Source organism: Ideonella sp., assembly GCF_044358605.1.
Classification (GTDB): Bacteria; Pseudomonadota; Gammaproteobacteria; order Burkholderiales; family Burkholderiaceae_C; genus Ideonella.
Window position 1 is genome coordinate 1 of sequence record NZ_JBIKNQ010000036.1, and the last position, 22,314, is coordinate 22,314.

At 62.9% G+C, this 22,314-nt stretch carries 22 protein-coding genes; 6 read left to right on the forward strand and 16 right to left on the reverse strand.

What is annotated here, in order from left to right; all coding sequences use genetic code 11:
* Positions 1-121: 121 nt before the first annotated feature.
* Positions 122-1,585: a metalloprotease TldD gene (gene tldD / locus ACIQ3Q_RS13505; protein ID WP_396269628.1), complete on the reverse strand. Its 1,464-nt coding sequence runs from the start codon at positions 1,583-1,585 to the stop codon at positions 122-124.
* Between the two features lie 155 nt (positions 1,586-1,740).
* On the opposite strand from tldD, the gene ACIQ3Q_RS13510 reads away from it, so the two are divergent.
* Positions 1,741-2,133 carry a hypothetical protein gene (locus ACIQ3Q_RS13510; RefSeq protein ID WP_396269630.1) on the forward strand — a complete coding sequence of 131 codons (393 nt, stop codon included), beginning with the start codon at positions 1,741-1,743 and terminating at the stop codon, positions 2,131-2,133.
* 38 nt (positions 2,134-2,171) lie between these two features.
* On the opposite strand, the gene rsmI is transcribed toward ACIQ3Q_RS13510, so the two are convergent.
* Positions 2,172-3,086 (reverse strand): 16S rRNA (cytidine(1402)-2'-O)-methyltransferase, encoded by a 915-nt coding sequence (gene rsmI / locus ACIQ3Q_RS13515; RefSeq protein ID WP_396269631.1) that lies wholly within the window; start codon positions 3,084-3,086, stop codon positions 2,172-2,174.
* 31 nt (positions 3,087-3,117) lie between these two features.
* On the opposite strand from rsmI, the gene ACIQ3Q_RS13520 reads away from it, so the two are divergent.
* The 3 genes from ACIQ3Q_RS13520 to ACIQ3Q_RS13530 all read left to right on the forward strand — a co-directional run bounded on the left by ACIQ3Q_RS13520 (position 3,118) and on the right by ACIQ3Q_RS13530 (position 4,812).
* Positions 3,118-3,534 carry a YraN family protein gene (locus ACIQ3Q_RS13520; RefSeq protein ID WP_396269632.1) on the forward strand — a complete coding sequence of 139 codons (417 nt, stop codon included), beginning with the start codon at positions 3,118-3,120 and terminating at the stop codon, positions 3,532-3,534.
* Between the two features lie 62 nt (positions 3,535-3,596).
* Positions 3,597-4,151: an SIS domain-containing protein gene (locus ACIQ3Q_RS13525; protein ID WP_396269633.1), complete on the forward strand. Its 555-nt coding sequence runs from the start codon at positions 3,597-3,599 to the stop codon at positions 4,149-4,151.
* 25 nt (positions 4,152-4,176) lie between these two features.
* Entirely contained in the window at positions 4,177-4,812 is a 636-nt protein-coding gene (locus tag ACIQ3Q_RS13530) for a BON domain-containing protein (RefSeq protein WP_396269634.1), read from the forward strand.
* A 45-nt stretch (positions 4,813-4,857) separates the two neighbouring features.
* Here ACIQ3Q_RS13530 and ACIQ3Q_RS13535 read toward each other — a convergent pair whose 3' ends face one another.
* Genes ACIQ3Q_RS13535 through ACIQ3Q_RS13550 form a run of 4 tightly spaced genes read right to left on the reverse strand, consistent with a single transcriptional unit; the run spans position 4,858 to position 8,623 of the window.
* Entirely contained in the window at positions 4,858-5,742 is an 885-nt protein-coding gene (locus tag ACIQ3Q_RS13535) for an NAD(P)-dependent oxidoreductase (protein ID WP_396269635.1), read from the reverse strand.
* A gap of 9 nt (positions 5,743-5,751) precedes the next feature.
* Positions 5,752-6,888, reverse strand: coding sequence for a PilT/PilU family type 4a pilus ATPase (locus ACIQ3Q_RS13540; RefSeq protein WP_396269636.1), 1,137 nt, complete (start codon positions 6,886-6,888; stop codon positions 5,752-5,754).
* An 18-nt stretch (positions 6,889-6,906) separates the two neighbouring features.
* The gene (locus tag ACIQ3Q_RS13545; protein ID WP_396269637.1) at positions 6,907-7,566 is read right to left on the reverse strand and encodes a cyclic nucleotide-binding domain-containing protein; all 660 of its coding nucleotides are present in this window, start codon (positions 7,564-7,566) and stop codon (positions 6,907-6,909) included.
* A 13-nt stretch (positions 7,567-7,579) separates the two neighbouring features.
* Positions 7,580-8,623: a type IV pilus twitching motility protein PilT gene (locus tag ACIQ3Q_RS13550; protein WP_396269638.1), complete on the reverse strand. Its 1,044-nt coding sequence runs from the start codon at positions 8,621-8,623 to the stop codon at positions 7,580-7,582.
* A gap of 91 nt (positions 8,624-8,714) precedes the next feature.
* Between ACIQ3Q_RS13550 and ACIQ3Q_RS13555 the strand changes: the two genes are divergently transcribed.
* Entirely contained in the window at positions 8,715-9,416 is a 702-nt protein-coding gene (locus tag ACIQ3Q_RS13555; protein WP_396269639.1) for a YggS family pyridoxal phosphate-dependent enzyme, read from the forward strand.
* Here the strand turns inward: ACIQ3Q_RS13555 and ACIQ3Q_RS13560 are convergent.
* Positions 9,403-9,612, reverse strand: coding sequence for a hypothetical protein (locus tag ACIQ3Q_RS13560; RefSeq protein WP_396269640.1), 210 nt, complete (start codon positions 9,610-9,612; stop codon positions 9,403-9,405). The two genes, ACIQ3Q_RS13555 and ACIQ3Q_RS13560, sit on opposite strands and share 14 nt — an antisense overlap.
* A 145-nt stretch (positions 9,613-9,757) precedes the next feature.
* Positions 9,758-10,255, reverse strand: coding sequence for an Lrp/AsnC ligand binding domain-containing protein (locus ACIQ3Q_RS13565; protein ID WP_396269641.1), 498 nt, complete (start codon positions 10,253-10,255; stop codon positions 9,758-9,760).
* A 96-nt stretch (positions 10,256-10,351) separates the two neighbouring features.
* Here ACIQ3Q_RS13565 and ACIQ3Q_RS13570 point away from each other — a divergent pair, with 96 nt between their 5' ends.
* Positions 10,352-13,396 carry an L-glutamate gamma-semialdehyde dehydrogenase gene (locus ACIQ3Q_RS13570; protein ID WP_396269642.1) on the forward strand — a complete coding sequence of 1,015 codons (3,045 nt, stop codon included), beginning with the start codon at positions 10,352-10,354 and terminating at the stop codon, positions 13,394-13,396.
* A 495-nt stretch (positions 13,397-13,891) separates the two neighbouring features.
* Here ACIQ3Q_RS13570 and ACIQ3Q_RS13575 read toward each other — a convergent pair whose 3' ends face one another.
* From ACIQ3Q_RS13575 to ACIQ3Q_RS13610, 8 genes are all read right to left on the reverse strand, one after another.
* Positions 13,892-14,398 carry a GFA family protein gene (locus ACIQ3Q_RS13575; RefSeq protein ID WP_396269643.1) on the reverse strand — a complete coding sequence of 169 codons (507 nt, stop codon included), beginning with the start codon at positions 14,396-14,398 and terminating at the stop codon, positions 13,892-13,894.
* 67 nt (positions 14,399-14,465) lie between these two features.
* Complete coding sequence (locus ACIQ3Q_RS13580) at positions 14,466-14,750, reverse strand: hypothetical protein (RefSeq protein WP_396269644.1); 285 nt, start codon at positions 14,748-14,750, stop codon at positions 14,466-14,468.
* Positions 14,751-14,828: 78 nt separating this feature from the next.
* Entirely contained in the window at positions 14,829-15,257 is a 429-nt protein-coding gene (locus ACIQ3Q_RS13585) for an ankyrin repeat domain-containing protein (protein ID WP_396269645.1), read from the reverse strand.
* Between the two features lie 100 nt (positions 15,258-15,357).
* Positions 15,358-15,645, reverse strand: a complete 288-nt coding sequence (locus ACIQ3Q_RS13590) for a hypothetical protein (RefSeq protein ID WP_396269646.1) — start codon at positions 15,643-15,645, stop codon at positions 15,358-15,360.
* 545 nt (positions 15,646-16,190) lie between these two features.
* A complete protein-coding gene (locus ACIQ3Q_RS13595; protein WP_396269648.1) occupies positions 16,191-16,499 on the reverse strand; it encodes a HigA family addiction module antitoxin in 309 nt (102 codons plus the stop codon).
* 225 nt (positions 16,500-16,724) lie between these two features.
* Positions 16,725-17,009: a hypothetical protein gene (locus ACIQ3Q_RS13600; RefSeq protein ID WP_396269649.1), complete on the reverse strand. Its 285-nt coding sequence runs from the start codon at positions 17,007-17,009 to the stop codon at positions 16,725-16,727.
* 563 nt (positions 17,010-17,572) lie between these two features.
* A complete protein-coding gene (locus tag ACIQ3Q_RS13605) occupies positions 17,573-18,094 on the reverse strand; it encodes a hypothetical protein (RefSeq protein WP_396269650.1) in 522 nt (173 codons plus the stop codon).
* Positions 18,095-18,756: 662 nt separating this feature from the next.
* Complete coding sequence (locus ACIQ3Q_RS13610) at positions 18,757-22,284, reverse strand: glycosyltransferase (RefSeq protein ID WP_396269651.1); 3,528 nt, start codon at positions 22,282-22,284, stop codon at positions 18,757-18,759.
* Between the last annotated feature and the right edge of the window lie 30 nt (positions 22,285-22,314).

The window sequence follows — 22,314 nt, forward strand, 5'->3', positions numbered from 1 at the left end:
ATGAAAACCGCACTAAATCGATGAAATTCGGGCTCGATTTCCCGCATCACGAAACGCACTCAACTCAGACTTTAAGTCGGGCGCCAAAGCTGCATGATCAAGGCGGTTTTTCAGCAGCCTGCTAAGCCGTCCCCCCCACCGTCAACCTCTCAATGCGCAGCGTCGGCTGGCCCACGCCAACCGGCACGCTTTGGCCGTCTTTGCCGCAGGTGCCCACACCGCTGTCGAGTTGCAGGTCGTTGCCGATCATGCTGACGCGGCCCATGGCTTCGGGGCCGTTGCCGATCAAGGTGGCACCCTTGACGGGATAGAGGATCTTGCCGTTCTCGACCCAGAAGGCTTCCGAGGCCGAGAACACAAACTTGCCGCTGGTGATGTCGACCTGCCCGCCCCCGAAATTGGTGGCATAGAGGCCGCGCTTGATGCTGGCGACGATCTCCTCAGGGCTCTTGTCGCCAGGCAGCATATAGGTGTTGGTCATGCGAGGCATGGGCACATGGGCATAGCTTTCGCGGCGGCCGTTGCCGGTGGGCTTTACGCCCATCAGGCGGGCGTTCATGCTGTCTTGCATATAGCCGCGCAAGATGCCGTCTTCGATCAGCACATTGCGCTGGGTCGGGTTGCCTTCGTCGTCCACATTCAATGAGCCACGGCGGTCGGCCATGGTGCCGTCGTCTAGCACCGTCACGCCCTTGGCGGCCACGCGCTGGCCAATGCGGCCGGCGAAGGTGGACGAGCCCTTGCGGTTGAAGTCGCCTTCCAGGCCGTGGCCCACGGCCTCGTGCAGCATCACACCGGGCCAGCCCGGTCCTAACACCACCGTCATTTCACCAGCGGGCACGGGGCGGCTTTCCAGGTTGGTCAGGGCTGCGTTGACGGCTTGGTCCACGTACTGTTCGAGTTGCGCTTGCTGGAAGTAACCCAGGCCAAAGCGGCCACCACCGCCGCCGGAGCCCACCTCGCGGCGGCCGTTCTGCTCGGCAATCACCGTCAGCGACAGGCGCACCAGCGGGCGCACATCAGCGGCGCGGGTGCCGTCGGCATGCGCCACCAGCACTACGTCGTACTCGGCGGCTACACCGGCCATGACCTGCACGATGCGCGGATCGCGGGCGCGGGCCATTTGTTCGATCTTCTCCAGCAGGGCCACTTTTTGGGTGCTGTCCAGCGAGGCAATCGGGTCCATGGGCGCATACAGCGTGCGGCTGCGCGCCAGCTTGGTGGGCGTGCCGACCTTGACGCGTCGGCTTTGGCCCGCGGCCGCAATGCTGCGCACCGTGCGGGCGGCGTCCAGCAGCGCGGCGTCAGACAAATCGTCGGAGTAGGCAAAGGCGGTCTTCTCACCGGCCACAGCCCGCACACCCACGCCTTGGTCGATGGAGAAGCTACCGCTCTTGACGATGCCTTCTTCCAGGCTCCAGCCTTCGTGGCGGGTGTACTGAAAGTAAAGGTCGGCGTCATCGACCTTGTGCTCGCCAATGGTGGCTAAAGCCCGCGCTAGGCTGGCCTCGTTCAGACCGTAAGGGTCAAGCAACAATTGCTGGGCCTGGGCCAAGCGCTCAAGGGTGGGGTCGCGAGAGATCATCGGCTGATTGTAGGAGGCCACTCATCCTCTTGGGGAGCAGGGATTTACGTGTCTTTGCAGAGAGGAAGTCGTCAAAGGCGTCGCTGCTGTCGTTGAATCAAGGCGTCGCGGTTAACAGGGCCGCGAACACATCTAAACCCACCTCAGGAGTTGACATGAACATTCGCACCACTTTGACCGCTCTCAGTTTGGCCTTGGCCGCTGCCAGCACCTTTGCCCAAGGCACGACAGCACCGGTGGTGCCGCCTGTCGCCGGCGCCGCCTCCAAAGCCCCGAACATGGACGCCCGCGAAAAGTACCAAGACAAGCGCATTGACAAAGGCGTCGCGAGCGGTGAAATCAGCCAACATGAAGCTAAGCGATTGAAGAAGGAGCAACGCGCCATCGACCGTGCCCAGAAGCGCGCCGAGGCGGATGGCCAAGTGACGGACAAAGAACGTGCTCGCATCGACCGCATGCAGGACAAGGCCAGCAAAGACATTCATCGCCAGCGTCATGACGAGCAAAAGGCCAAGCCCCCGGTGGATGGCGGCGTGCCCAAGCAATAAGGCTTGAACTCCTGCCATTGAAGCCGGATCAGGTCAGATCACTCGTCCGCCGCGTCTTCATCGTCCGCCGCTTGTCGCAGGGCCAGCGCGCGGGCATAGAGCGCATTGCGCGGCGCGCCGCACAAATCGGCGACCAAACTAACCGCCTGCTTCAGTGGCAGCAAGGGCACCAGAGTCTGCAGAGCACGCTCCGCCGCTTCAGGGATGCTGCCTTCATCGTCGGCCGCCTCCATCTGCGCATGTAGCACCAATGCAAACTCACCACGGCCACGTTGGGTATCGGCGGCCAGCCAGCTTGGCAGTTCGGCGGCCGGCAGGGTGCAGATCTGCTCGAACTGCTTGGTCAGTTCCCGGCAGACGGTGACAAGGCGCTTGGGGCAGGTGCTGGCCAAGCCGCTGAACAAGGCCTCAATGCGGTGCGGCGCTTCAAACAGCACAGTGCTGCGCGTCTCGGCGGCCGCAGCAGCCAGGGCACTGGCTCGCTCTTGGCCCTTGGGTGGCAAAAAGCCTGCAAACACATGGCCCAAGGGCGCGCCGGCATCGCCGGCCACGCTCAAGGCGGTGACCACGCTGCTGGCCCCGGGCAGCGGTATGACGCGCAGCCCAGCGGCGCGCACTTGGGACACCAAGATGGCGCCCGGGTCCGACACACCGGGCGTCCCCGCATCACTGACATACGCCACACGCTCTCCGGCCTGCAAGCGCGCCAGTACCTTGGCCGAGGCCTCATGCTCGTTGTGGTCGTGCAGGGCGATCAGCGGTTTGTGCAGCCCCAAATGTCGCAGCAGGCCCGCGCTGACACGCGTATCCTCGCAAGCCACGGCATCGCACAGCGCCAGCACATGAATGGCACGCAGGCTGAAGTCCGCCAAATTGCCGATGGGCGTGGCCACCATATAGAGCGTGCTGGGCGGGTGTTGCTGCCCGCCCGCCACACTGGCAGCCACAGACACAAGCGACGAGGACGAAGACGAGGAGGACGTGATGGTCACAGCAAGCGGACAAAAACCAGCGCAACAGCCTGCGCCGAATGTCGGAGTGAGGGGCGAAACAGGGGCCCAAGCCGAGGCCCGAGCGCTGGAGGTCTTGCGCCGCCACGGGCTGACGCTGATCGAGCGCAATTATCGGGTGGCCCGGGGGCCCTCGCGCAGAGCGGGTGAAATCGACCTCATCATGCGCGATCGCGACGGCACCTTGGTGTTTGTCGAGGTACGCGCACGGCGCAGTGCCAGCCATGGTGGCGCGGCCGCCAGCGTCACGCACAGCAAGCAGGCCAAACTCATTTTTGCCGCGCAGTGCTACCTCAGCCGTCTGCCTCAACTGCCGCCTTGTCGCTTTGACGTGGTGGCCGTGGAGGGCGAGCAGGTTCACTGGCTCAAAGCCGCCTTTGATGCCGCTTGACGGGCTTGAATCGAGGCGCGCAGGAACTTTTCCGGGCGGCTGCGCCACTTATGATCATGAACATGCTTGAACAGCGAATCCAACAACACTTCTTCGAATCGGCTGACCTGATGTATCAGGTCGCCGAACACCTCTCGCGGCCCATCGCTGAAGCCGCGCAGATCATCACCACCTGCCTGACCAGCGGCGGCAAGCTGCTCGTCCATGCTCACGGCGGCCCGGAGTTGGCGCAGGCCTTCAGCGCCCGCTTGCTGCAAGGCTTTGAGCGCGACCGGCCTGCCCTGGCCGCCGTGCCGCTGGCAACCCTCAACACCGAGGCCTTGGCGCAACTGGCAGCCCTGGGTCACCCGGGCGATTTGCTGGTGGCCCTGTGCCCGCAAGATGAAGACCCACTGACCGCCGAGCTGATGGCGCAGGCCCATGCCAAAGACATGGGCGTGGTCATGCTCAGTGGCGGCATGGGGGGGCATTGGCCCTCGCTGCTGCGCGACACCGATGTCTGGATCGCCGTGCCGCACGAGCGCCGCGCACGGGTTCAAGAGCTGCATCTGCTGGCGCTGCATGCCTTGTGCGACGCCATTGACATTCAACTGCTGGGCGCCAACGAAGGCGCTTGAGTCATTCACAGAATAAGGATTTTCCATGCTGTTTCGCCCCACCCTGATTTGCGCTGCTCTGGCCAGCGCGGCTCTCTTGAGCGCTTGTGCGCCTTTGCTGCTGGGCGGTGCTGCCGTCAGTGGTGCCTTGATGGTCACGGATCGTCGTACCTCAGGCGCCCAAGTCGAAGACCAAGCCATTGAACTCAAGGGCGAAAGTCGCTTGAGGGCAGCCTTGGGAGACCGCGCTCACCTCAACGTCACCAGCTATAACCGTATCGCACTGATCACGGGAGAAGTGGCCAATGAGACCGACAGGCAACTCGCTGAAAGCACCATTCAGGCCGTTGAAAACGTCAAGACCGTGGTCAATGAGGCCGCCGTGGCGGGACTCAGCTCGCTGACTTCGCGCACCAACGACACCATCATCGCCAGCAAAGTCAAAGCCAGCTTTGTGGACGCCAAAGACCTGCAAGCCAATAGCATCAAGGTGGTGGGCGAGCGCGGCATCATCTACCTGATGGGCCGTGTCACTGAACGCGAAGCCGCCCGTGCTGCCGAAGTGGCGCGCGGGGTCTCAGGGGTTCAAAAAGTGGTGCGGGTGTTTGAGATCCTCAGCGAGGCTGAGCTCAAGGCCATGCAACCCGAGCCCAAGGCCAAGCCCGTACAGCCCGCCCAGTAAGCAACCTGCGCTGAGCCCGCGCAAGGCGCCGGGCCAGCGTAAAGCTTAGCGCAAGCGCTTGATCAGGCTGGAGGTGTCCCAGCGTCGGCCGCCCATGGCCTGTACGTCGGCATAGAACTGGTCCACCATGGCGGTGGCTGGCAAGGTGGCGCCATTGCGGCGTGCCTCTTCCAGCACCAGCCCTAAGTCTTTGCGCATCCAGTCCACCGCAAAGCCAAACTCAAACTGGTCGTCCACCATGGTCTTGCCACGGTTCTCCAACTGCCAGCTTTGCGCGGCACCCTTGCCGATCACGTCCAGCACGGCCTTCATGTCCAGGCCGGCCTTTTGCCCAAAGGCAATGCCTTCGGCCAAGCCTTGCACCAGCGAGGCAATGCAGATCTGATTCACCATCTTGGCCAACTGGCCTGCGCCTGAAGGGCCCAAGAGCGTGACAGCGCGTGAGTAGGCCATGGCCACCGGGCGCATGGCTTCAAAGGCACTGGCCTCGCCGCCGCACATCACGGTCAGCACGCCGTTGACGGCACCGGCCTGGCCGCCTGAGACGGGCGCATCCACAAACCACAGGCCGCGCGCGCGGGCGGCCTGGGCCAGCTCGCGCGCCACTTCGGCGGACGCTGTGGTGTGGTCGACGAACACGCTGCCGGGCGCCATGCCGGCAAAGGCGCCGTCATCTCCCAAGACCACCGAGCGCAGGTCGTCGTCATTGCCCACGCAGGCAAACACCATGGCCGCGCCTTGGGCGGCTTCACGCGGGGTGGCCGCTGCCCGGCCGCCATGCTCGGCCACCCAGGCCTGGGCTTTGGCGGCGGTGCGGTTGTAGACGGTGACGGCATGGCCGGCTTTGCGCAAATGGCCGGCCATGGGGCCACCCATCACGCCCAGACCTAAAAACGCCAAGGCCTGGGGGGCGACAACAGCTTCAGACATGAGGAGGACTCAAACGATGGTGAGGTGTTCGGTGCCTGCGGCCAAGTCGGTCACGCGGGCGCGCTTGCTGTTGAGCTTGATGTTCAGCCGCAAGTCGTTGACGGAGTCGGCATTGCGCAGCACGTCTTCGTAAGCCACGGCATGGGCTTCGTAGAGGTCGAACAGCGACTGGTCAAAAGTCTGCATGCCCTGCTCGCGGGAGCGCTTCATCAGGTCTTTGATCTCAGAGACTTCGCCCTTGAAGACCAGGTCAGACATCAAAGGCGTGTTGAGCATGATCTCTACCGCCGCGATCCGGCCCTTGCCCTCTTGGCGTGGCAGCAGGCGCTGCGAGATCATGCCCTTGAGGTTGAGGGACAAGTCCATCAACATCTGCGCGCGGCGGTCATCGGGGAAGAAGTTGATGATGCGGTCCAGCGCCTGGTTGGCGCTGTTGGCGTGCAAGGTGGCCATGCACAGGTGGCCGGTCTCGGCGAAGTTGATGGCCAACTCCATGGTCTCGCGATCCCGGATTTCGCCCATCAAGATCACATCCGGCGCTTGGCGCAGCGAGTTCTTCAGGGCGATCTGCCAGTCGTCCGTATCCACACCGATTTCTCGTTGCGTCACCACGCAGTTTTTGTGCGGGTGCACAAACTCCACCGGGTCTTCGACGGTGATGATGTGGTCAAAGGCGTTCTCGTTGCGCCAGTCCACCATGGCAGCCAGCGAGGTGCTTTTGCCCGAACCCGTCGCCCCCACGATGATGACCAAACCACGCTTGGTCATGGCCACATCCTTCAGGATCTTGGGTAGGCCCAGGTCATCAATGGTGGGCAGTTGCGAGGGAATGGTCCGCAGCACCAAGCCCACATGGCCTTGCTGCATGAAGGCACTGACGCGGAAGCGGCCAATGCCTTGGGGCGAGATGGCGAAGTTGCATTCCTTGGTGCGCTCAAAGTCGGCCGCCTGGCGGTCGTTCATCAGGGCGCGAGCCAGGGCCACGGTGTGGGCGCCGGAAAGCGGCTGCGGCGACACCTTGGTGACCTTGCCGTCCACCTTGATGGCGGGCGGGAAGTCCGCTGTCAAAAACAAGTCTGAGCCGTTGCGGGTGACCAGCAGGCGCAGCAGGTCGCTGACAAATTTTGAGGCCTGATCGCGTTCCATGAAAATTCCCTTCAGGGCTCAGTGCGTGTCTGCACGAACCAATTGCACCGACAAGCGGGCGCTGATTTGCCGCAGGCGCAGCGACAAGCGTTTGCCCAGCCAGAGCGCTAACTCGGCACCTAGACGAGGCTCTTCGGCCAATAAGCGGCTCAGGCTGTGGCTGGACAGCACGCCCACCGTCACCGGCGTCAGGGCCACACAAGTGCCCAGGCGCGTGCCGCCGTCCAACATGGAGAACTCGCCCAGCACATCGCCGGCACGCATCTCGCCCAGGCGTACCTTTTGGCCCGAGGGTTGCAGCCGGTCTTCGGCCACGCTGCCTTCGAGCACCAGCAAGATGAAATCGCCTTGCTCGTCTTGGGCGAACAAGCGCTTGCCAGCGTCGACGCGGGCGTAATCAAAGTAATTGCCCACTGCATGCAGCCATTCCACGCCCAGACTGAGCATGGCCGGGTCTTGCACCAGCAGGCGCACCATCAACTGCGTGCCCGTGGCTTGCGCCACCGGCGAGGCTTGCAGGTCTGGCGCACGGTGGCTCCAGCGCACAAACAGCCGGGTGTCAGTGGCTTGGTGGTCGACGAACTGGGTGGCGTAATAGCCCGAGTCCGCAGAGGTACTGAGCTGGAACACGGGCTTTGCGGGCTTGCTGCTCCACAGGCGGGAAATGAATTGCCACATGCTGAGGGAAGATTTAGCCGGGGAACATTTCCGGCGACTTGGCCCGCGTGCGAGCCTCGGCGGCGGCGATGATATTGCGGCGCACCAGATCGGCCAAGGCCTGATCCAGGGTTTGCATGCCCATGCTCTGGCCAGTTTGGATGGCGGAGTACATCTGCGCCACCTTGTTTTCACGGATCAGATTGCGAATGGCGGGCGTGCCCAACATGATTTCATGGGCTGCCACACGGCCGTTGCCGTCCTTGGTCTTGCACAGCGACTGCGAGATCACGGCCACCAGAGATTCCGACAACATGGCGCGCACCATGTCTTTTTCAGCGGCCGGGAACACGTCGACGATACGGTCAATGGTTTTGGCGGCGGACGAGGTGTGCAGCGTGCCAAACACCAAGTGGCCGGTTTCTGCGGCGGTCAGGGCCAGGCGGATGGTCTCTAGGTCGCGCAACTCACCCACAAGAATGGCGTCTGGGTCTTCACGCAGGGCAGCGCGCAGGGCGTTGGAGAAGCTCAGGGTGTGCGGGCCCACTTCGCGCTGGTTGACCAGGCATTTTTTGGACTCGTGCACGAATTCAATCGGGTCTTCCAGCGTCAAGATGTGGCCGTAGTGGCTCTCATTGAGGTGGTCCACCATGGCGGCCAGCGTGGTCGACTTGCCCGAACCGGTGGGCCCCGTGACCAGCACCAAACCGCGCGGCTTGAGGGACAGGTCCGCAAACACCGGTGGGCAGTTCAGTTGGGTCAGGCTTTGAATCTTGGACGGAATGGTCCGGAAAACGGCACCCGCACCACGGTTCTGGTGATACGCATTCACCCGGAAGCGCGCCAGCCCTTGCACCTCAAAGCTGAAGTCGCACTCCAGCGTGTCTTCATAGTGCTTGCGCTGGCTGTCGTTCATGATGTCGTAGACCATCGCGTGCACTTCTTTGTGCGACAGCGGGTCGACATTGATGCGGCGCACATCGCCGTGCACTCGGATCATGGGTGGCAAACCGGCAGACAGGTGAAGGTCAGACGCCTTGTTCTTGACAGAAAAGGCCAGCAGTTGGGTGATATCCATGGATGCGAATGCCCGCAAAAAAGTGGCTCAAGAAAATGGCTGCACGGAAGACCGAGAGCCAAGTCAGCCCCTGGTTTATCCTCCCACCATCATGTTCAGTATCGCCGAGAACCTCCAAGACTTGAGCCTTCGATTGCAGCGTGCCTGTGAGCAAGCGCAACGAGCTGCCAAGGATGTCACTGTGTTGGCCGTGAGCAAGACCTGCCCGCCTGAAGCGGTGCGCCAAGCCTATGCCGCGGGCCAGCGGGCTTTCGGTGAAAACTATGTACAAGAGGCGGTGGACAAGATGGCGGCGCTGGCCGACTTACGGCCGCACTTGAGTTGGCATTTGATCGGCCCGCTGCAATCCAACAAGACGCGGGTGGTGGCCGAGCAGTTTGACTGGGTTCACTCGGTCGACAGGCTCAAGATCGCGCAGCGCTTGAGCGAGCAGCGGCCCGCCCACCTGCCGCCCTTGCAAGTTTGCTTGCAGGTCAATATCAGTGGTGAGTTGAGCAAAAGTGGGCTGACTGCCGCTGAAGTGCCGGCTGTAGCGCAGGCCGTGGCGGCCTTGCCCCGGCTGCAACTGCGCGGCCTGATGGCGGTTCCTGCACCGGCCGAAGGCCTGGCCGCCCAGCGCGAGCCGCACCGGGCCTTGGCTGCGCTGTTCGCCCAGCTGCGGGCGACTGGTTTGGTGCTGGACACGCTGTCTATGGGCATGAGCCATGACCTCGAAGCGGCGGTGCTGGAAGGCGCCACCCTGGTGCGGGTGGGCACCGCCATCTTTGGCAGCCGCCCGCTCAAACCGGTGTAGGCTCCGACGCCATTTCCGACACAAACACCCCTTGCATGAATTCCAGCGTCGGCTCAGTCAGCCAGGCCATGCCCTGCAACAGCTGAGGCCAGGCCACGGGCATGAAGTCTTTGTCATCCAACTCACCAGCCAAGAAGGCGGCTTGCAGTGCAGGCGGCAGGGCGGGGGCGGAGGACAAGGGGGTGGGGTGCAGCACAGCGGTCTCCTCGGTCTAAGGGTTTGGCGCTCTACTGCTTCATTGAGGGCCTGACCGAATCATCGCGAGCTGCGGGCGTGGCGCCCATCACCCCAGAGGGGGTCGGGCGGGGGAGCGGGAAACTACCTCATCCGTTTGGGGGGGCTCAGGCCCCCAGACTCAGGGCGGTGGTGTTCTTCACCTCTTCCATCACCGCATAGGTGCGGGTCTCTCGCACGCCGGGCAGCGACCAGATCACATCCCCCACAAAAGAGCGATAGGCACCCATGTCGGAGACGCGGGTTTTGAGCAGGTAATCAAAACCCCCGGCCACCAAGTGGCATTCCAAGATCTCGGGGCGCACCTGCACCGCCGCGCGAAAGCTGTCCATCACATCGTGCACCGTGCGGTCGAGCAACACTTCCACGAACACCATCAGCCCCGCACCCAATTTATTGGGGTTGAGCTTGGCCTCATAGCCCAGGATGTAATTCTCCCGGGTCAGGCGCTTGACACGCTCCAGCACGGCTGTGGGTGAGAGATGCACCTCCTCCGCCAGCTTCAGGTTGCTGATGCGGCCATCCTTTTGCAGGACGCGCAGGATGCGCAAGTCGATTTTGTCGAGCCCGCGTTCTGCATCTGAAAGGTCTAAAGGCACTTTCATACCGGGGAAAACTCCGTCAAGGCCATAAAACTCCGAATCTTTTTCAGTAATTGTGGCTTTAAGCTGCAATTCCCACCAGTCAGGTTTTCTACTGCCATGAACACCCCCACTCAGACCGTTCCAGCCTCTTTCCCCGTGCCTGCGGCGCACCAGCGCTTGCCCTTCGCTTACCTGCCCGAGGCCCAGGCCCTGGCCGCTGCGCGAGCCCGGCTCGGCGCGGTGACGGAATGGGCGGCGGTGATCGAGCACGCCCGCCCCTGGATCCGTGCCGTGCGCGAGAAGCCGGCGCCCTTTTGGGCCATGGAGTCCTTGCTCAAGGAGTACCCCATCTCCAGCGCCGAGGGCTTGGCCCTGATGCGTTTGGCCGAGGCCCTGCTGCGCGTGCCTGACGTGGAAACCGCCGTGGCCCTGACCGCCGACCAACTCGGCCGTGCCGACTTTGACCAGACCGACGGTGGGGTCTGGGCCGGCCTGTCGGCCAGCGCCATTGCCATGTCCAAGAAATTCCTGCCCGGTGCCGAAGAAGAAGCGGGCTTGCTCAAGCGCCTGGGCGCCCGCACCGTGGTGGCCGCCACAGTGAGAGCCATTCAATTGCTGGGCCGCCAGTTTGTGCTGGGCCGCACCATTGGCGAGGCCATGAGTGAGGCCGCCAGCCAGCGCAAAGCCCTCGCCAATCTGCGTTTCTCCTATGACATGCTGGGCGAAGGTGCCCGCACCGAAGACGACGCCCGCCGCTACCTGGCCTCTTATGCCAATGCCATCAAGACGATTGCGGTGGCCCAAGGCACCCAAACCCGAGGCCCAGAGAGCGCCGACGGCATCTCCATCAAGCTCTCGGCCTTGTTCTCGCGCTATGAAGACGCCCAGCGCGAGCGCGTGTTTGCCGAGCTGCTGCCCCGCGTGTGGAGCCTGATCGAGCAAGCCGCCACCGCCAACCTCAACCTCACCATCGACGCCGAAGAAGTCGACCGCCTGGAGCTGTCTCTGGAGGTGTTTGAAGCCCTGGCCGCCCGCATCAGCCGCACTTACCCGCACTGGCGCGGCTTTGGCTTGGCGGTGCAGGCCTACCAGACCCGCGCTCTTGCCGTGGTGGACGAAGTGGCTCGCATCGCCCGTGACCACGGCCTGCGCTTCATGGTGCGCCTGGTCAAGGGCGCTTACTGGGACGGCGAGATCAAGCGTGCCCAAGAGCAGGGCCTGGCCGGTTACCCCGTCTACACCCACAAGCCGCACACCGATGTGTCTTACTTGGCTTGCGCCCAGGCGCTGCTGGGCCACCGCAAGGTCATCTACCCGCAGTTTGCGACGCACAACGCCGGCACCATCTCGGCGCTGACCCGCATGGCGGCCCAGGCCGGGGCCGAGCCCGACCAAGACTACGAAATGCAGCGCCTGCACGGCATGGGCGACGGCATCTACCGCGAAGTGCTGGCCGACGGCCAGATGGCCTGCCGTGTCTACGCCCCGGTGGGTGAGCACCGCGACCTGCTGGCCTACTTGGTGCGCCGCCTCCTGGAAAACGGCGCGAACTCCTCGTTTGTGCACCAACTGGCCGACGAGCAAGTGCCCACCGAAGCCCTGCTGGGCTCACCGCTGGAGGCCTGCGCCACGGGCGAGCACATCGAGGCCTTCCCGCTGCCGCATGCGCTCTATGGCGCGGGCCGCCGCAATTCCACGGGGGCTGATTTGACCTGCTTGGTACAGCGCCGCCCCTTGGACGAAGCCATTGCCAACACCCGCATACCGCCTGTGCCCGAGGCCAGTACCGCCCAAATTGAGCTGGCCATGGCCACGCTGCAAAGCGGCTTTGACACCTGGAGCACCCGCCCCTTGGCCGAGCGCGCCGCGATCATCCGCAAAGCCGGTGACTTGCTGGACGCCCGCCTGGCCGAGTTCTGCGGCCTGCTGGTCAAAGAGGCCCACAAAACCTTGGGCGACTGCGTGGCCGAGGTGCGCGAGGCGGTGGACTTCTGCCGCTACTACGCCGATCAAGCCGAGCAACGCCTGGCCGAGCAAACTTTGCCCGGCCCCACCGGCGAGAGCAACACCCTGCGCCTGCATGGCCGCGGCGTGTTTGTGTGCATCAGCCCCTGGAACTTCCCGCTGGCCATTTTTGCGGGCCAGGTGGTGGCTGCTTTGGTGACGGGCAACACCGTGGCCGCCAAGCCCGCCGAGCAAACCCCGGCCGTGGCCCAGCGCATGGTCGAGTTGCTGCGCGAGGCCGGTGTGCCTGACGACGCTTTGATCTTGCTGCACGGCCCCGGTGAAACCGTGGGCGCAGGCCTGGTCGCCGACGCCCGCACCGCCGGCGTGTGCTTCACCGGCTCCACCCAAGTGGCCCGTTTGATCAACCGTGCCCTGGCCCAAAAAGATGGCCCCATCGTGCCGCTGATTGCCGAAACCGGCGGCTTGAACGCCATGCTGGTGGACAGCACAGCCCTGCCCGAGCAAGTGGTCGACGCCGTGGTGCAAAGCGCCTTCCGCTCGGCCGGCCAGCGCTGCTCTGCGCTGCGTTTGTTGTGCGTGCACGAGGGCATTGCAGACGGCGTGATCGAGATGATCAAGGGCGCCATGGCCGAGCTGAGCGTGGGCGACCCCGCCCTCTTGGCCACCGATGTCGGCCCGGTCATCGACGACGAAGCCTTCACCGGCATCAGCCGCCACGTCGAGCGCCTGCGCCGCGAGGCCAAGCTGCTGGGCGAAACGGTGGTGCCTGCGGCCTCTGCGGCTGCCGTGCCGCGCTTGGTCGCCCCCATCGCCTTTGAGCTGCCCCGCATCAGCGACCTGCGCCAAGAGATTTTTGGCCCGGTGCTGCACGTGGTGCGCTGGAGCGGCGATGTGGACGCCGTGGTGCGCGAGATCAACGCCCTGGGCTACGGCCTGACCTTCGGCATCCAAACCCGCATCGACAGCCGCGCCGCCCGCCTGGCCCATCAGGCCCGCATCGGTAACGTCTATGTCAACCGCAACATGATCGGCGCCGTCGTCGGCGTCCAACCCTTCGGCGGCGAAGGCCTCTCCGGCACCGGCCCCAAGGCCGGCGGCCCGCACTACCTCTATCGCTTCTGCGCCGAGCAAACCGTCACCATCAACACGGCGGCAGCGGGGGGGAATGCCACGCTGTTGGCGGGGGGGCATTGAGGAGGTTGCTGAGCGCTTTGCGCTTGAGCGATGCTGGTTCTTCGGTGAGTTGCTTGGCCGGCTCTGATGCTGGCTTGACGGTTTGTGGACTGACCGGTGGAGGACTACCTAGCCCTGGCGCGGGGTAGGCCCCAGGGCTCATGCGAGAGGCGGTCGGCTAAAGCCGACTCCCTTCGGTGCTCGGGCAAGCGCGTGCGCCGTCAAACTCCCTCCGCTCGCCTGCGGCTCGCTATGGTCAAACAATGACGGCGAGTATGTTCTTGAAGCGCGCGAGTACGCGCGCCACGCCCTCGCCCTGCGCGCCTCAGCGCCTCTCAAATCGCCCTGGGGCCCACCCCGCGCCAGGGCGGTTGGTGGGGTGGCACGGCGTGTCCTGTGACGGTGGGGCTCGCCCGGTCAGCGTCCTGGTCAGCCAGTAGGGCAATGACCTGCGACATTCAATGACTCACAACGCTAGAGGTGAGTGGATGATGGTGAATTGCCGCAGTTGACCGGTTAGGCGGACGGGTCTGCTTCAATGTCGAACGCATGATCTTGAATGGCTTCTTGCCAGAGCCTAGCCAATTCACCCAGCTGACTTGGTTGAGTCTCGTAGATGGTGGCGCCAGGAGGAATCTGAACCCATGAAGGGGCACTCCTTGTCCATAGGTGCGCGACGGGTTCGAACTCTCGCGCCTTGTGCAATGTGCCAGGGAACAGGCCAGCCATGCTTGGCCTATCGGTCGGTAAGGCCCAGAGCCTTGTGTCGCACTCGGCACAAGCCATGGCACGCCTCTGTTTGTGCTCCGAAATTTGAAATGTGATGAGCTTTGCGTGACCCCGTGTCAGTCGGAGTGCCGAAAGCTCGACCCACATCACGAGGCGCATTGCGCCCCCTGTTCGACGTTGGCAATCAGTGCAGTGACACGCATAGAACGTGATGGGCAGCGCCGTAAGTTCAAACTGCACCTGCCCACAAAGGCAAGCACCCGACCATGGCGGCGGTGTAGCAGGAAGTCTCACGGGCAACTCAACCTTGATTTCATCAATTCATCCAGCGCAGCGCCTGCAAGTATGCTTAACCAAAAAGTTAAAGCGCAAAACGCAAAACATGACCCACTCCCTTTGTGCCGCCCTCCCATACCGTGAATTCGGCGCCGACGGGAAAGTGTTGCCTAGCTTCTGGAACCAGCAACTGGACTGTCGCTTGAAAGGAATCACCCGGCGCAGGGACTGCATCAAACAGCAATCGAGCAGACCAATGCTCATTGTTGATACTGAGGACGGTTCGCCATTCGCCTGATATCAAAGGTCCGACGCGTCCGCCACGCTCCACAGGCAGAAGATGAATATCGGCGATGAAAGTCTCGGGCATGTGTTTTAGCGCTGGCGTTCAGGCGAGGCCTCGCGAAGCGAGGACTTCGCGTGGAACACTTTGAGGGGCCTCGGCGCTCTAGGGCAGATCATCGAAATGTTGAGCGACATCGAAGTTGGTGATCGTGCGCGCTAGGCTGAGCGGCGAAACCCCATGATTATTCTTGGCATGTGGATCGGCGCCAGCCATTCTTAGCGCCGCAATGAGATCGCCTTTGCCGAGAGAGTTAAACACTGCGGTTGATAGCGGCGTGTTGCCATAGGCATCTGTGGAATCCAATACGGCTCCTGCTTCGATAAGAGCTGCAGCCACCTCCGCAGCATTCGCCTGAGCGGCGAAATGCAACGGCGTCCTGCCGTTGTCGTCTTGAGTGTTCGGATCAGCGCCTGCCGTCAATAGCTCCTTGCATTTCTTGAGCTCGCCATCGGCCGCGGCGTAATGAAGCGGAGATCTTCCGTAGCCATCAACGCCCGGGCGGGCTTTTCGCTTAGGTGTCTTGCTGGTCATGAATACGAGGCCAAACGTTGGAGTTCAGCCGACGGGCCAGCGTAGCTGGCGAGGGTCGGTTGCAATGAAAGGTTAATCCCCTGCGTGGGTTGCACAATCTTCATGCGCCTTCGTCCGGTTGCTTCTGCTGTGCGGACAAATCGGCCTTCCCACGACTACGGTAATGTTCGGCCGCGCGAACGAATCCGGCTATCACGCAGAGAAAGAAGACGAAGAAGGCAATCCCGAAAAGGACGTTTGCGGTATCCCTACCTGAGGCAGAGAGGTCAAGCAGGCTTGGAGCCAATATAGAACCTACTCCGAGAAGCCAAGCCAAATTGGAGATCAGTCGAAGGGCGCTGCGCTTGCGCTCTGGAATGCGCGGTTCATTTGTGTGATCGGACTTCATCGTCGGAGTGCGAAATAGGACAAACCGTGATCTGAGGCGACAGAGCTGCTGCGTAACAACAATGCCTGTCCGCGCAATGCCAAGGGTCTGGTGATCGGAAAAACTTTCGGTGGCAATGACTTGCGATCTGTCTTCTGTATCTTCATGCGGTGTATCTCGCCGTCAAAAGCGGCATCGTCCTTTAAGTGCATTTTGACGACGAGTTCGGCCCGACTGCAAGCCTTGCTTGCGCGAACCGTACACCAGCAAGCACGCGTGCTTTCCTTACCGTCACTGTTTGACCATAGCCAGCCGCAGGCGAGCAGAGGGAGTTTGACGGCGCACGCGCCTGACCGAGCACCGACGGCAGTTGGCTTTGCCAACCGCCGATGTATGAGCCCTGGGCAACGGCCTGTGGCGGTGCACGTCCCGCCCGCCAAAATGCGCGCCCCCGCATCAACCAAAGCAATCAAAACCGCGCACAGATTCGGACCACACTACCGCAGATGGGTGTGTTCGCCATGCTCGAGCCAACGCGGTCATGGTGCCCTGGGGCTGCGGCGACGCTATGCCGCTTGGCTTTCCCGAGCCTGCACCTTGCGCTCAATGTCCTTGAGCGTGGGCAGCGTCTTGAGGTCGTAGTTCGCCTGCAGGACCAGCCAGGACGCGGCATCGCCACCGAAGAAGCGCGCAAGCCTTGCGGCGGTATCAGCGGTGACGGCCCGTCGCTCCTTGACGATTTCATGTATGCGCGTGGCGGGGACACCCAGCGCCATGGCCAAGGCATTCACACTCATGCCCAGCGGCGCAAGATAGTCTTCACGCAAGACCTCACCCGGATGAACCGGGCGCATATTGTTCAGAACCTGCCCCATGTGACCTCTCTCAGTGATAGTCAACAATCTCAACTTCTTCAGGCCCTGCAGCAGTCCAGACGAAGCAGAGGCGGAACTGGTCGTTGATGCGAATGCTGTACTGGCCCACCCCACCCTGCGCCAGGGCGGTCGGTGGGGTGGCACGGCGTGTTCTGTGACGGTGGGAGACACATTCATTCGATGTGGCCGCACATACGCCTTTTCAGGCGCCTCCCATGAATAGGGCTAGGAGTTGGAGCTTGGCATCACCCATTCCGCTGGGGTGATGCCGTAACTGTCTTCTGCGCAGGCCAGTGCCCCTTCCAGCGCTTCGTGCCACGAGTCTGTGGCGTAACGCCCGTCTGAAGACTGCTGAACCAGCAAGAAGCCTTTGCTGCCGTCGTCGGTGATCTCAAAGCGAAACTCAATCTCAAGTGCGTTGTCATCGTCGAGGTCCGCCGGTGACCAGCCGCTGTTGGGATGATTGAGGATGCGTACAACTCGGCTCGCGATGCTTGCATAGGATTTCATATCTGCTTTCTCCCCATGATGGATTCGCGGATTGGCCATCCACACCTCTGGAGTCATGTTGAATTTGAGCCGTGAGCGGCGGCCTGCTGAAGCAGGTCAGCGCCAGTGATTGGGTGGGCATCATGCTGCTTACTCCGCAGGTCCTCATCCACATATGACCCGACAAGGTAAAGCGTGCCAGGCCAGTGGCGCCAGTCTGGCAATGCCCACCGCAGCAGCCTAGCGCTCACGGGATGGCCAAGACGATGCAGCGCATTTGCCACCACCAAGCGCTTTCGCCGTAGGCGTGGATGCAAGTGCTCGTGCCAAGGCGGAGTTATGGCCTTTCTCCCCTTTCGAGGTCGGCACTGATTCTCTCGCGTGAGGAGCCTCTTGAGGTAGGCGGAAAGTTGCTCTCGGGAAAGGCCACGCAGATGCACTTGGACAAGTTGTTCAGGTGATTTGCCACCACCTGAATGAAACTTCCACGGCAATGGTGGATGGCAGTGACGTTTCATGTGGCCCGACCGTGGAGTTAAGCAGTGGACAGAGGCTTGACGGCGGACGGCGGCTCGAACGACAGCTTAGCCAACTCTCTCCACCTTGCTACGCCTTGAAGCATTCATCCCGGCAAAAAGCAAAGCGACTAGCCCACCCATTGCTAGACCCCCACGCTCCCACCGGTCGATACTCCGCACGCGATCTCGATCAACCACCTGACTGCCGCCGACCTCCAACTCAACGATCAGATGATTCTCAGTCGGCAAAGCAAAAACGGTGAATGGACTACTTTTACGGAATCCAACGTTGACTTCGGCGGCACCTGCATTCGTCAACGCGCCATGAACATCGGTTCCACGCCCACCCACAGTCCGGAACCCAAACATGAGATTGTGTTCTCGGAGTTTGAAGCAAACGCAACCTTTGACGTTCTCAATCCGTTCAACCGTCCCCTTGGCATAGGTAACGTCAGATTCTTCAAACCTGCCAAAGGTACCGAAAACCGCATAGGCAACTGCAAGGACACAAATAGCGGCGCCGAGTACGACCTTTCCTTTGGTGGAAATGTCACGTACCTCATCTTCCCCCTTCTTTGAGACCTGCATGTTGGCTAACCTTGATCTGGGGCGACAGACCTGCTGCGTAACAACAATACCTGTCTCTGCAACGCCAAGAGGCTGGCGTTTGAAAAGACATGCCGTGGCGACAACTTGCGCCCTGTCTGCTGCAATTTCATTCAGCGTATTCGGCCGTCAAAGGCGGCACTCTACCTTGAGGGCATTTTGTCTGCGAGCTTCGGCCGCAAGCAAGCCTCGTTTGTACGACTGAACCTCACCAAGCGCGGTCTCTTTGGCAGCCGAGACAGCAGCCCCAACAGCGCCTCCCACCGCAGGCCAATGGCGATGGACCTGCGCTGACGCAGGCCGTGGCCCGGGGCGATTTCTGAGGCGCCAAGGCGCGCAGGGCAAGGGCGTGGCGCGTGTACTCACGCGCTTCAAGAACATACTCGCCGTCACTGTTTGACCACAGCGACCGGGCAAAACCCGGGAGCGGCGGGAGTTTGACGGCGCACGTCCTTGACCGAGCACCGCAGGAAGTCGGCTTTAGCCGACCGCCGATGCATGAGCCCCGGGCCGCGGCCTGTGGCAGCGCACGCACCAGGCCTAAGCACGCAAAGCCAAACGCACAACCGCACCCAAAACCGCACGCACAAGCACTGCAAAGTCACCCCACCAAAAGCAGGCCGACCGAACCCGCCTCAACAGCGCTATCCCGCCGCACCACCCGCCGAAGGCCCCGCAGCCGCAGCCGCCACTACCGGCGGCGGCACCGCCTGCAACCCCTTCACTACGCCCGCTGGGTTGCGGGCCAGCTCCAGCGGCAGCAGGGTGAACCAGCGGCCGCTGGGGTCCCATTCGCGCAGGCGGCGGGCGGGGGCGCCGATCTTGAAGGCGGCCACGCGGCGGCCGGACTCTATGGCTGCCGTCAGCACATAGCTGTAGGTCTCGGGCCAGATGGAGGGCAGCCAGATCAGGTCGGGGTTTTGGTCTTCAATGCGTTGGTTCAGGGTGGCTTCTTCATAGCGGCCCAATACCGTGACACCGGCTTGGCGCAGTGAGGCGTCGTCCATGGAGTGCCCCAGCAGCGTGAAGCGCAGGCCCGCTGCGCGGGCCTCGGGGCTGGCGGCGGCTTGGCGCAGCACTTCAAAGCCCTTGGCTTCGTTCAGGCCGCCAATCACCAACACGTGCTGCACCGCAGGTGGGTTGGACGTATCGGCCGGTGCGGCCGGTGGCGTCTCGTGCGGCTTGAGCATCATCTTCAGCGTGGGGTAATGCCGGGCCAAGCGCTGGGCCACGTCGATGTCGGGCACGCGTACCTGCTTGGCTTGCTGCATCAGGGCTAGGCTGGCCGCGCGCCAGTCGCCAATGGCGCCCACGGTTTTGTCCAAGCCGTCGCGGTGCAGGCAGCGTGCACAGCCCGTGGCGTCGGGCTCCCCGCAATAGAGGCCGGTGGCCTCGCTCAAGGTGATGCGCGGGCAAATGAGGTGGTAGTCGTGCACCATCATCACGAGCGGCACCTTGAGCTTCTGGCACCACGCGCCCAAGCTGTCGCGCAGCGTGGTGGGCAGGTCCACCAGATGATGCAGTTGCACCTCGGCCAGCTCAAACGCGGCCAGCAAGCGCTCCAACTCGCCGTCCAGTTCGGGTGAGAGGGCCTCCAGGTTGGGCAGTGGGCTCTGGCCGGGCAGCGTCAGGGCCAGGCGGCCCGGGCGGCGAGACGGGCGCAGCCACAGCGTGCCCAAGCCGTGGCGGATGCGCAGGCGCTGCGCCTCTTCGCGCTCGTGCCGTGCGGTGCCGCCGCCGCGGCCGTGGCTGATCATCAGCACGACTTTGTGGCCCACCACCTCGCGCAGGCGTGCCACATCCAGGCGGGCGCGGCCTTCACGCAATGGGTCGCTGGCGATCCAGTCGTCGACTTGGCGGCCATAGTCGGGGTAACGCTCCGCCAGCACGGCCATGGCGGCACGCACCCGCACTGCCGTCTCAGATGAGAACGACACGGCCCCTTGGTGCACCACATAGACATCGGTGGCGATCAGGTGTGTCCAGCCTGCCGCTTGGGCGCGCTGGCACCAGTCGTTCTCTTCGCCATAGCCACGGCCAAAGCGACCGGTGTCGAACAGGCCGATGGCGTCCATGCAGCTGCGGCGCATCCACATGCAAAAGCCCACACCCGTGGGTGCAGTCACCGCTTGGCCGCGGTTGGACAGGGCAGCCAGGCGGTCCAGGTCGGCGGCGTCCGAAGGGGCCTCTTGGCCCTGGGGCATGCGCGGGTAGCTGCAAATGGTGGCGTTGTTCGACAGCGGCGTGATGGACGCCGCTTCAGGGTGGGCTGCTGCATGGGCCACCAGCCGGTCCAGCCAGCCAGGGAAGACCTGGGTGTCGGCGTTCAGCAGCACCACGTCGGATTCCCACTGCAGCGACATGCCCAGGTTGACCGTGGCCACAAAGCCTTGGTTCCTTGGGTTGCGCACCAGGCGGATCAGCTTCAGCGCCGCCAGTTCGCGCAGCATGGCGCTGAGCGCAGGGTCAGGGCTGCAATCGTCAATGACGAGCAGCTCAAACGGCGTGTCCACCGGCGAGGCCAGCACGCTCCACAAGCAGCGCAGTGTTTCTTGCACGCCGGCATAAACCGGCACGATGACATTCACGGCGCCCCGGCCCGAGACGGGGGGCTTCAGCGTGCGCCACGGCTCCACATCCAGGTAGTTGCGCCCACCCAAGGTGAGCACGGGCATCCAGGGCAGACGCAAGCCCTCGACGCCGGCGGAGGCGGGCAGGCGGCGCAGCAGGTCGTCTACCCGCGGGTCGGGGTGCCGAGCCTGCTGAGCCTGGCTCAAACGTTGCAGCAAAGGGGGGCAGGCGACAAAGCCCCCTGAAACTTCCGGGTGCGGTGTGCGTCCCTCGCGCCAACCCCAATTCATGTAGTGAACCCAAGGCTCGAGATGGGTTTCTGCCACATCTGGATTCCGCAACATGTAGTGGTGAGGCTGGAACCACGCGCAGGGGTTCAAGCCCCGAAATCGGCCGACAAGGCCGTAATGCAACAAGCGATTCACGCCCGGGTGAAGCCGGCCTGGCAACTGGCCGGTGTAGTAGCGCGCGTCAAACAGGGCATTGGGCGAAAGAGACAGCCCATCCCCATGGCGAACGTAATGGCGAAGCGCGCTGGTACCCAGGCGGTTCTGAGGCGGCATTTGCTCGTCATAGAGTGCGCGATCAAACAGACCCAAGGCTTGAGTCAACTTGACCTCTAAGTTCTCGGCCGCGCGGTTCAAGCCAGGTTTGCCCTTGAGGGTGAGCAAGAAATTCAGCAAGCGCTCCGCGCGTTCGGGGCGGCTCAACCATTTCCCCAGGCGCCCTCGGGGGCCCATGCTGACGGGTTGTCGCTCTGAACTGGCCTGCACGGTCGCCATGACGCCACGCTGGCGAAGCCACAGGGCGAAGCCTGCGGCCTCAGCGGCCGCTTGAAGGGCTTCACGTTGGCCGTCGTCGAGCGTGTCGATGGCGTCGGCGCGCACCAAATGCTCCATGGCCAACAGCGTTTGGTAGTCGCGGGGAGCGGCTTCCTGAAGCGCTAAAGCTTCAGCCAGCTTACTGGCAAGCTGGCTACGCTCCAGGGCTAGCGATGGGCCACAAACCACATCGTCAGCCAAGACCTCAATGTCGAGTCGCTCCTTGAGCGGATGGTCCGTCCAAATGGTGCCCGGAACCTCAATCTCAAAACCCAACATCTCCTCTTCGCTCCCAAGCGCCTGAGCGACATCGAGTCGCGAGTGGCGCTTCACAGGAGGGGCGATGGCATGATCGCCGATGCGCAAGCGTAGCGTGCAACGCTGTCCTTGTTTGTCAGACACCCAACCGATCAAGCACAGGCCTTGCCAGCGTTCCACATAGGCCGGAACAGTGGTTCTTTCAGCCTGTTGCTCTAAGTTCTTGCGGGCCTGCTCTACCGAGGCCAGATTGTCCTCATGAACTCTGATCGCAGCCAGATGCGCGCGTGCGAGCGCTATTTGATTGGTGACGCGAATGGAGCCTGGCTGCTCCTCCAAACTGCTCAGCCATGTCCGCACGCCCGCGGCCGTCGGATACAAGGTTGAATGCGGCAGCGCCGCCTTGTTCACCAGCACTTGGAGTCGGCGACCTGTGGCCAAGGCTGGCCAAACCTCAACGGGCAAGTCCACTTCAAAGCCCGTGTGCTCTGTGGCAATGCCCAAGGCATCACGGACATCCATGCGCGAAGTCCGCCGGACTCTCGCCACCAA

Coding starts and splice junctions, on each gene's coding strand:
- tldD (WP_396269628.1), bottom strand. CDS start 1,585: ATGATCTCTCGCGACCCCACCCTTGAGCGCTTGGCCCAGGCCCAGCAA.
- ACIQ3Q_RS13510 (WP_396269630.1), top strand. CDS start 1,741: ATGAACATTCGCACCACTTTGACCGCTCTCAGTTTGGCCTTGGCCGCT.
- ACIQ3Q_RS13520 (WP_396269632.1), top strand. CDS start 3,118: ATGGTCACAGCAAGCGGACAAAAACCAGCGCAACAGCCTGCGCCGAAT.
- ACIQ3Q_RS13525 (WP_396269633.1), top strand. CDS start 3,597: ATGCTTGAACAGCGAATCCAACAACACTTCTTCGAATCGGCTGACCTG.
- ACIQ3Q_RS13530 (WP_396269634.1), top strand. CDS start 4,177: ATGCTGTTTCGCCCCACCCTGATTTGCGCTGCTCTGGCCAGCGCGGCT.
- ACIQ3Q_RS13535 (WP_396269635.1), bottom strand. CDS start 5,742: ATGTCTGAAGCTGTTGTCGCCCCCCAGGCCTTGGCGTTTTTAGGTCTG.
- ACIQ3Q_RS13540 (WP_396269636.1), bottom strand. CDS start 6,888: ATGGAACGCGATCAGGCCTCAAAATTTGTCAGCGACCTGCTGCGCCTG.
- ACIQ3Q_RS13545 (WP_396269637.1), bottom strand. CDS start 7,566: ATGTGGCAATTCATTTCCCGCCTGTGGAGCAGCAAGCCCGCAAAGCCC.
- ACIQ3Q_RS13550 (WP_396269638.1), bottom strand. CDS start 8,623: ATGGATATCACCCAACTGCTGGCCTTTTCTGTCAAGAACAAGGCGTCT.
- ACIQ3Q_RS13555 (WP_396269639.1), top strand. CDS start 8,715: ATGTTCAGTATCGCCGAGAACCTCCAAGACTTGAGCCTTCGATTGCAG.
- ACIQ3Q_RS13565 (WP_396269641.1), bottom strand. CDS start 10,255: ATGAAAGTGCCTTTAGACCTTTCAGATGCAGAACGCGGGCTCGACAAA.
- ACIQ3Q_RS13570 (WP_396269642.1), top strand. CDS start 10,352: ATGAACACCCCCACTCAGACCGTTCCAGCCTCTTTCCCCGTGCCTGCG.
- ACIQ3Q_RS13580 (WP_396269644.1), bottom strand. CDS start 14,750: ATGCCCGAGACTTTCATCGCCGATATTCATCTTCTGCCTGTGGAGCGT.
- ACIQ3Q_RS13585 (WP_396269645.1), bottom strand. CDS start 15,257: ATGACCAGCAAGACACCTAAGCGAAAAGCCCGCCCGGGCGTTGATGGC.
- ACIQ3Q_RS13590 (WP_396269646.1), bottom strand. CDS start 15,645: ATGAAGTCCGATCACACAAATGAACCGCGCATTCCAGAGCGCAAGCGC.
- ACIQ3Q_RS13595 (WP_396269648.1), bottom strand. CDS start 16,499: ATGGGGCAGGTTCTGAACAATATGCGCCCGGTTCATCCGGGTGAGGTC.
- ACIQ3Q_RS13600 (WP_396269649.1), bottom strand. CDS start 17,009: ATGAAATCCTATGCAAGCATCGCGAGCCGAGTTGTACGCATCCTCAAT.
- ACIQ3Q_RS13605 (WP_396269650.1), bottom strand. CDS start 18,094: ATGCAGGTCTCAAAGAAGGGGGAAGATGAGGTACGTGACATTTCCACC.
- ACIQ3Q_RS13610 (WP_396269651.1), bottom strand. CDS start 22,284: ATGGATGTCCGTGATGCCTTGGGCATTGCCACAGAGCACACGGGCTTT.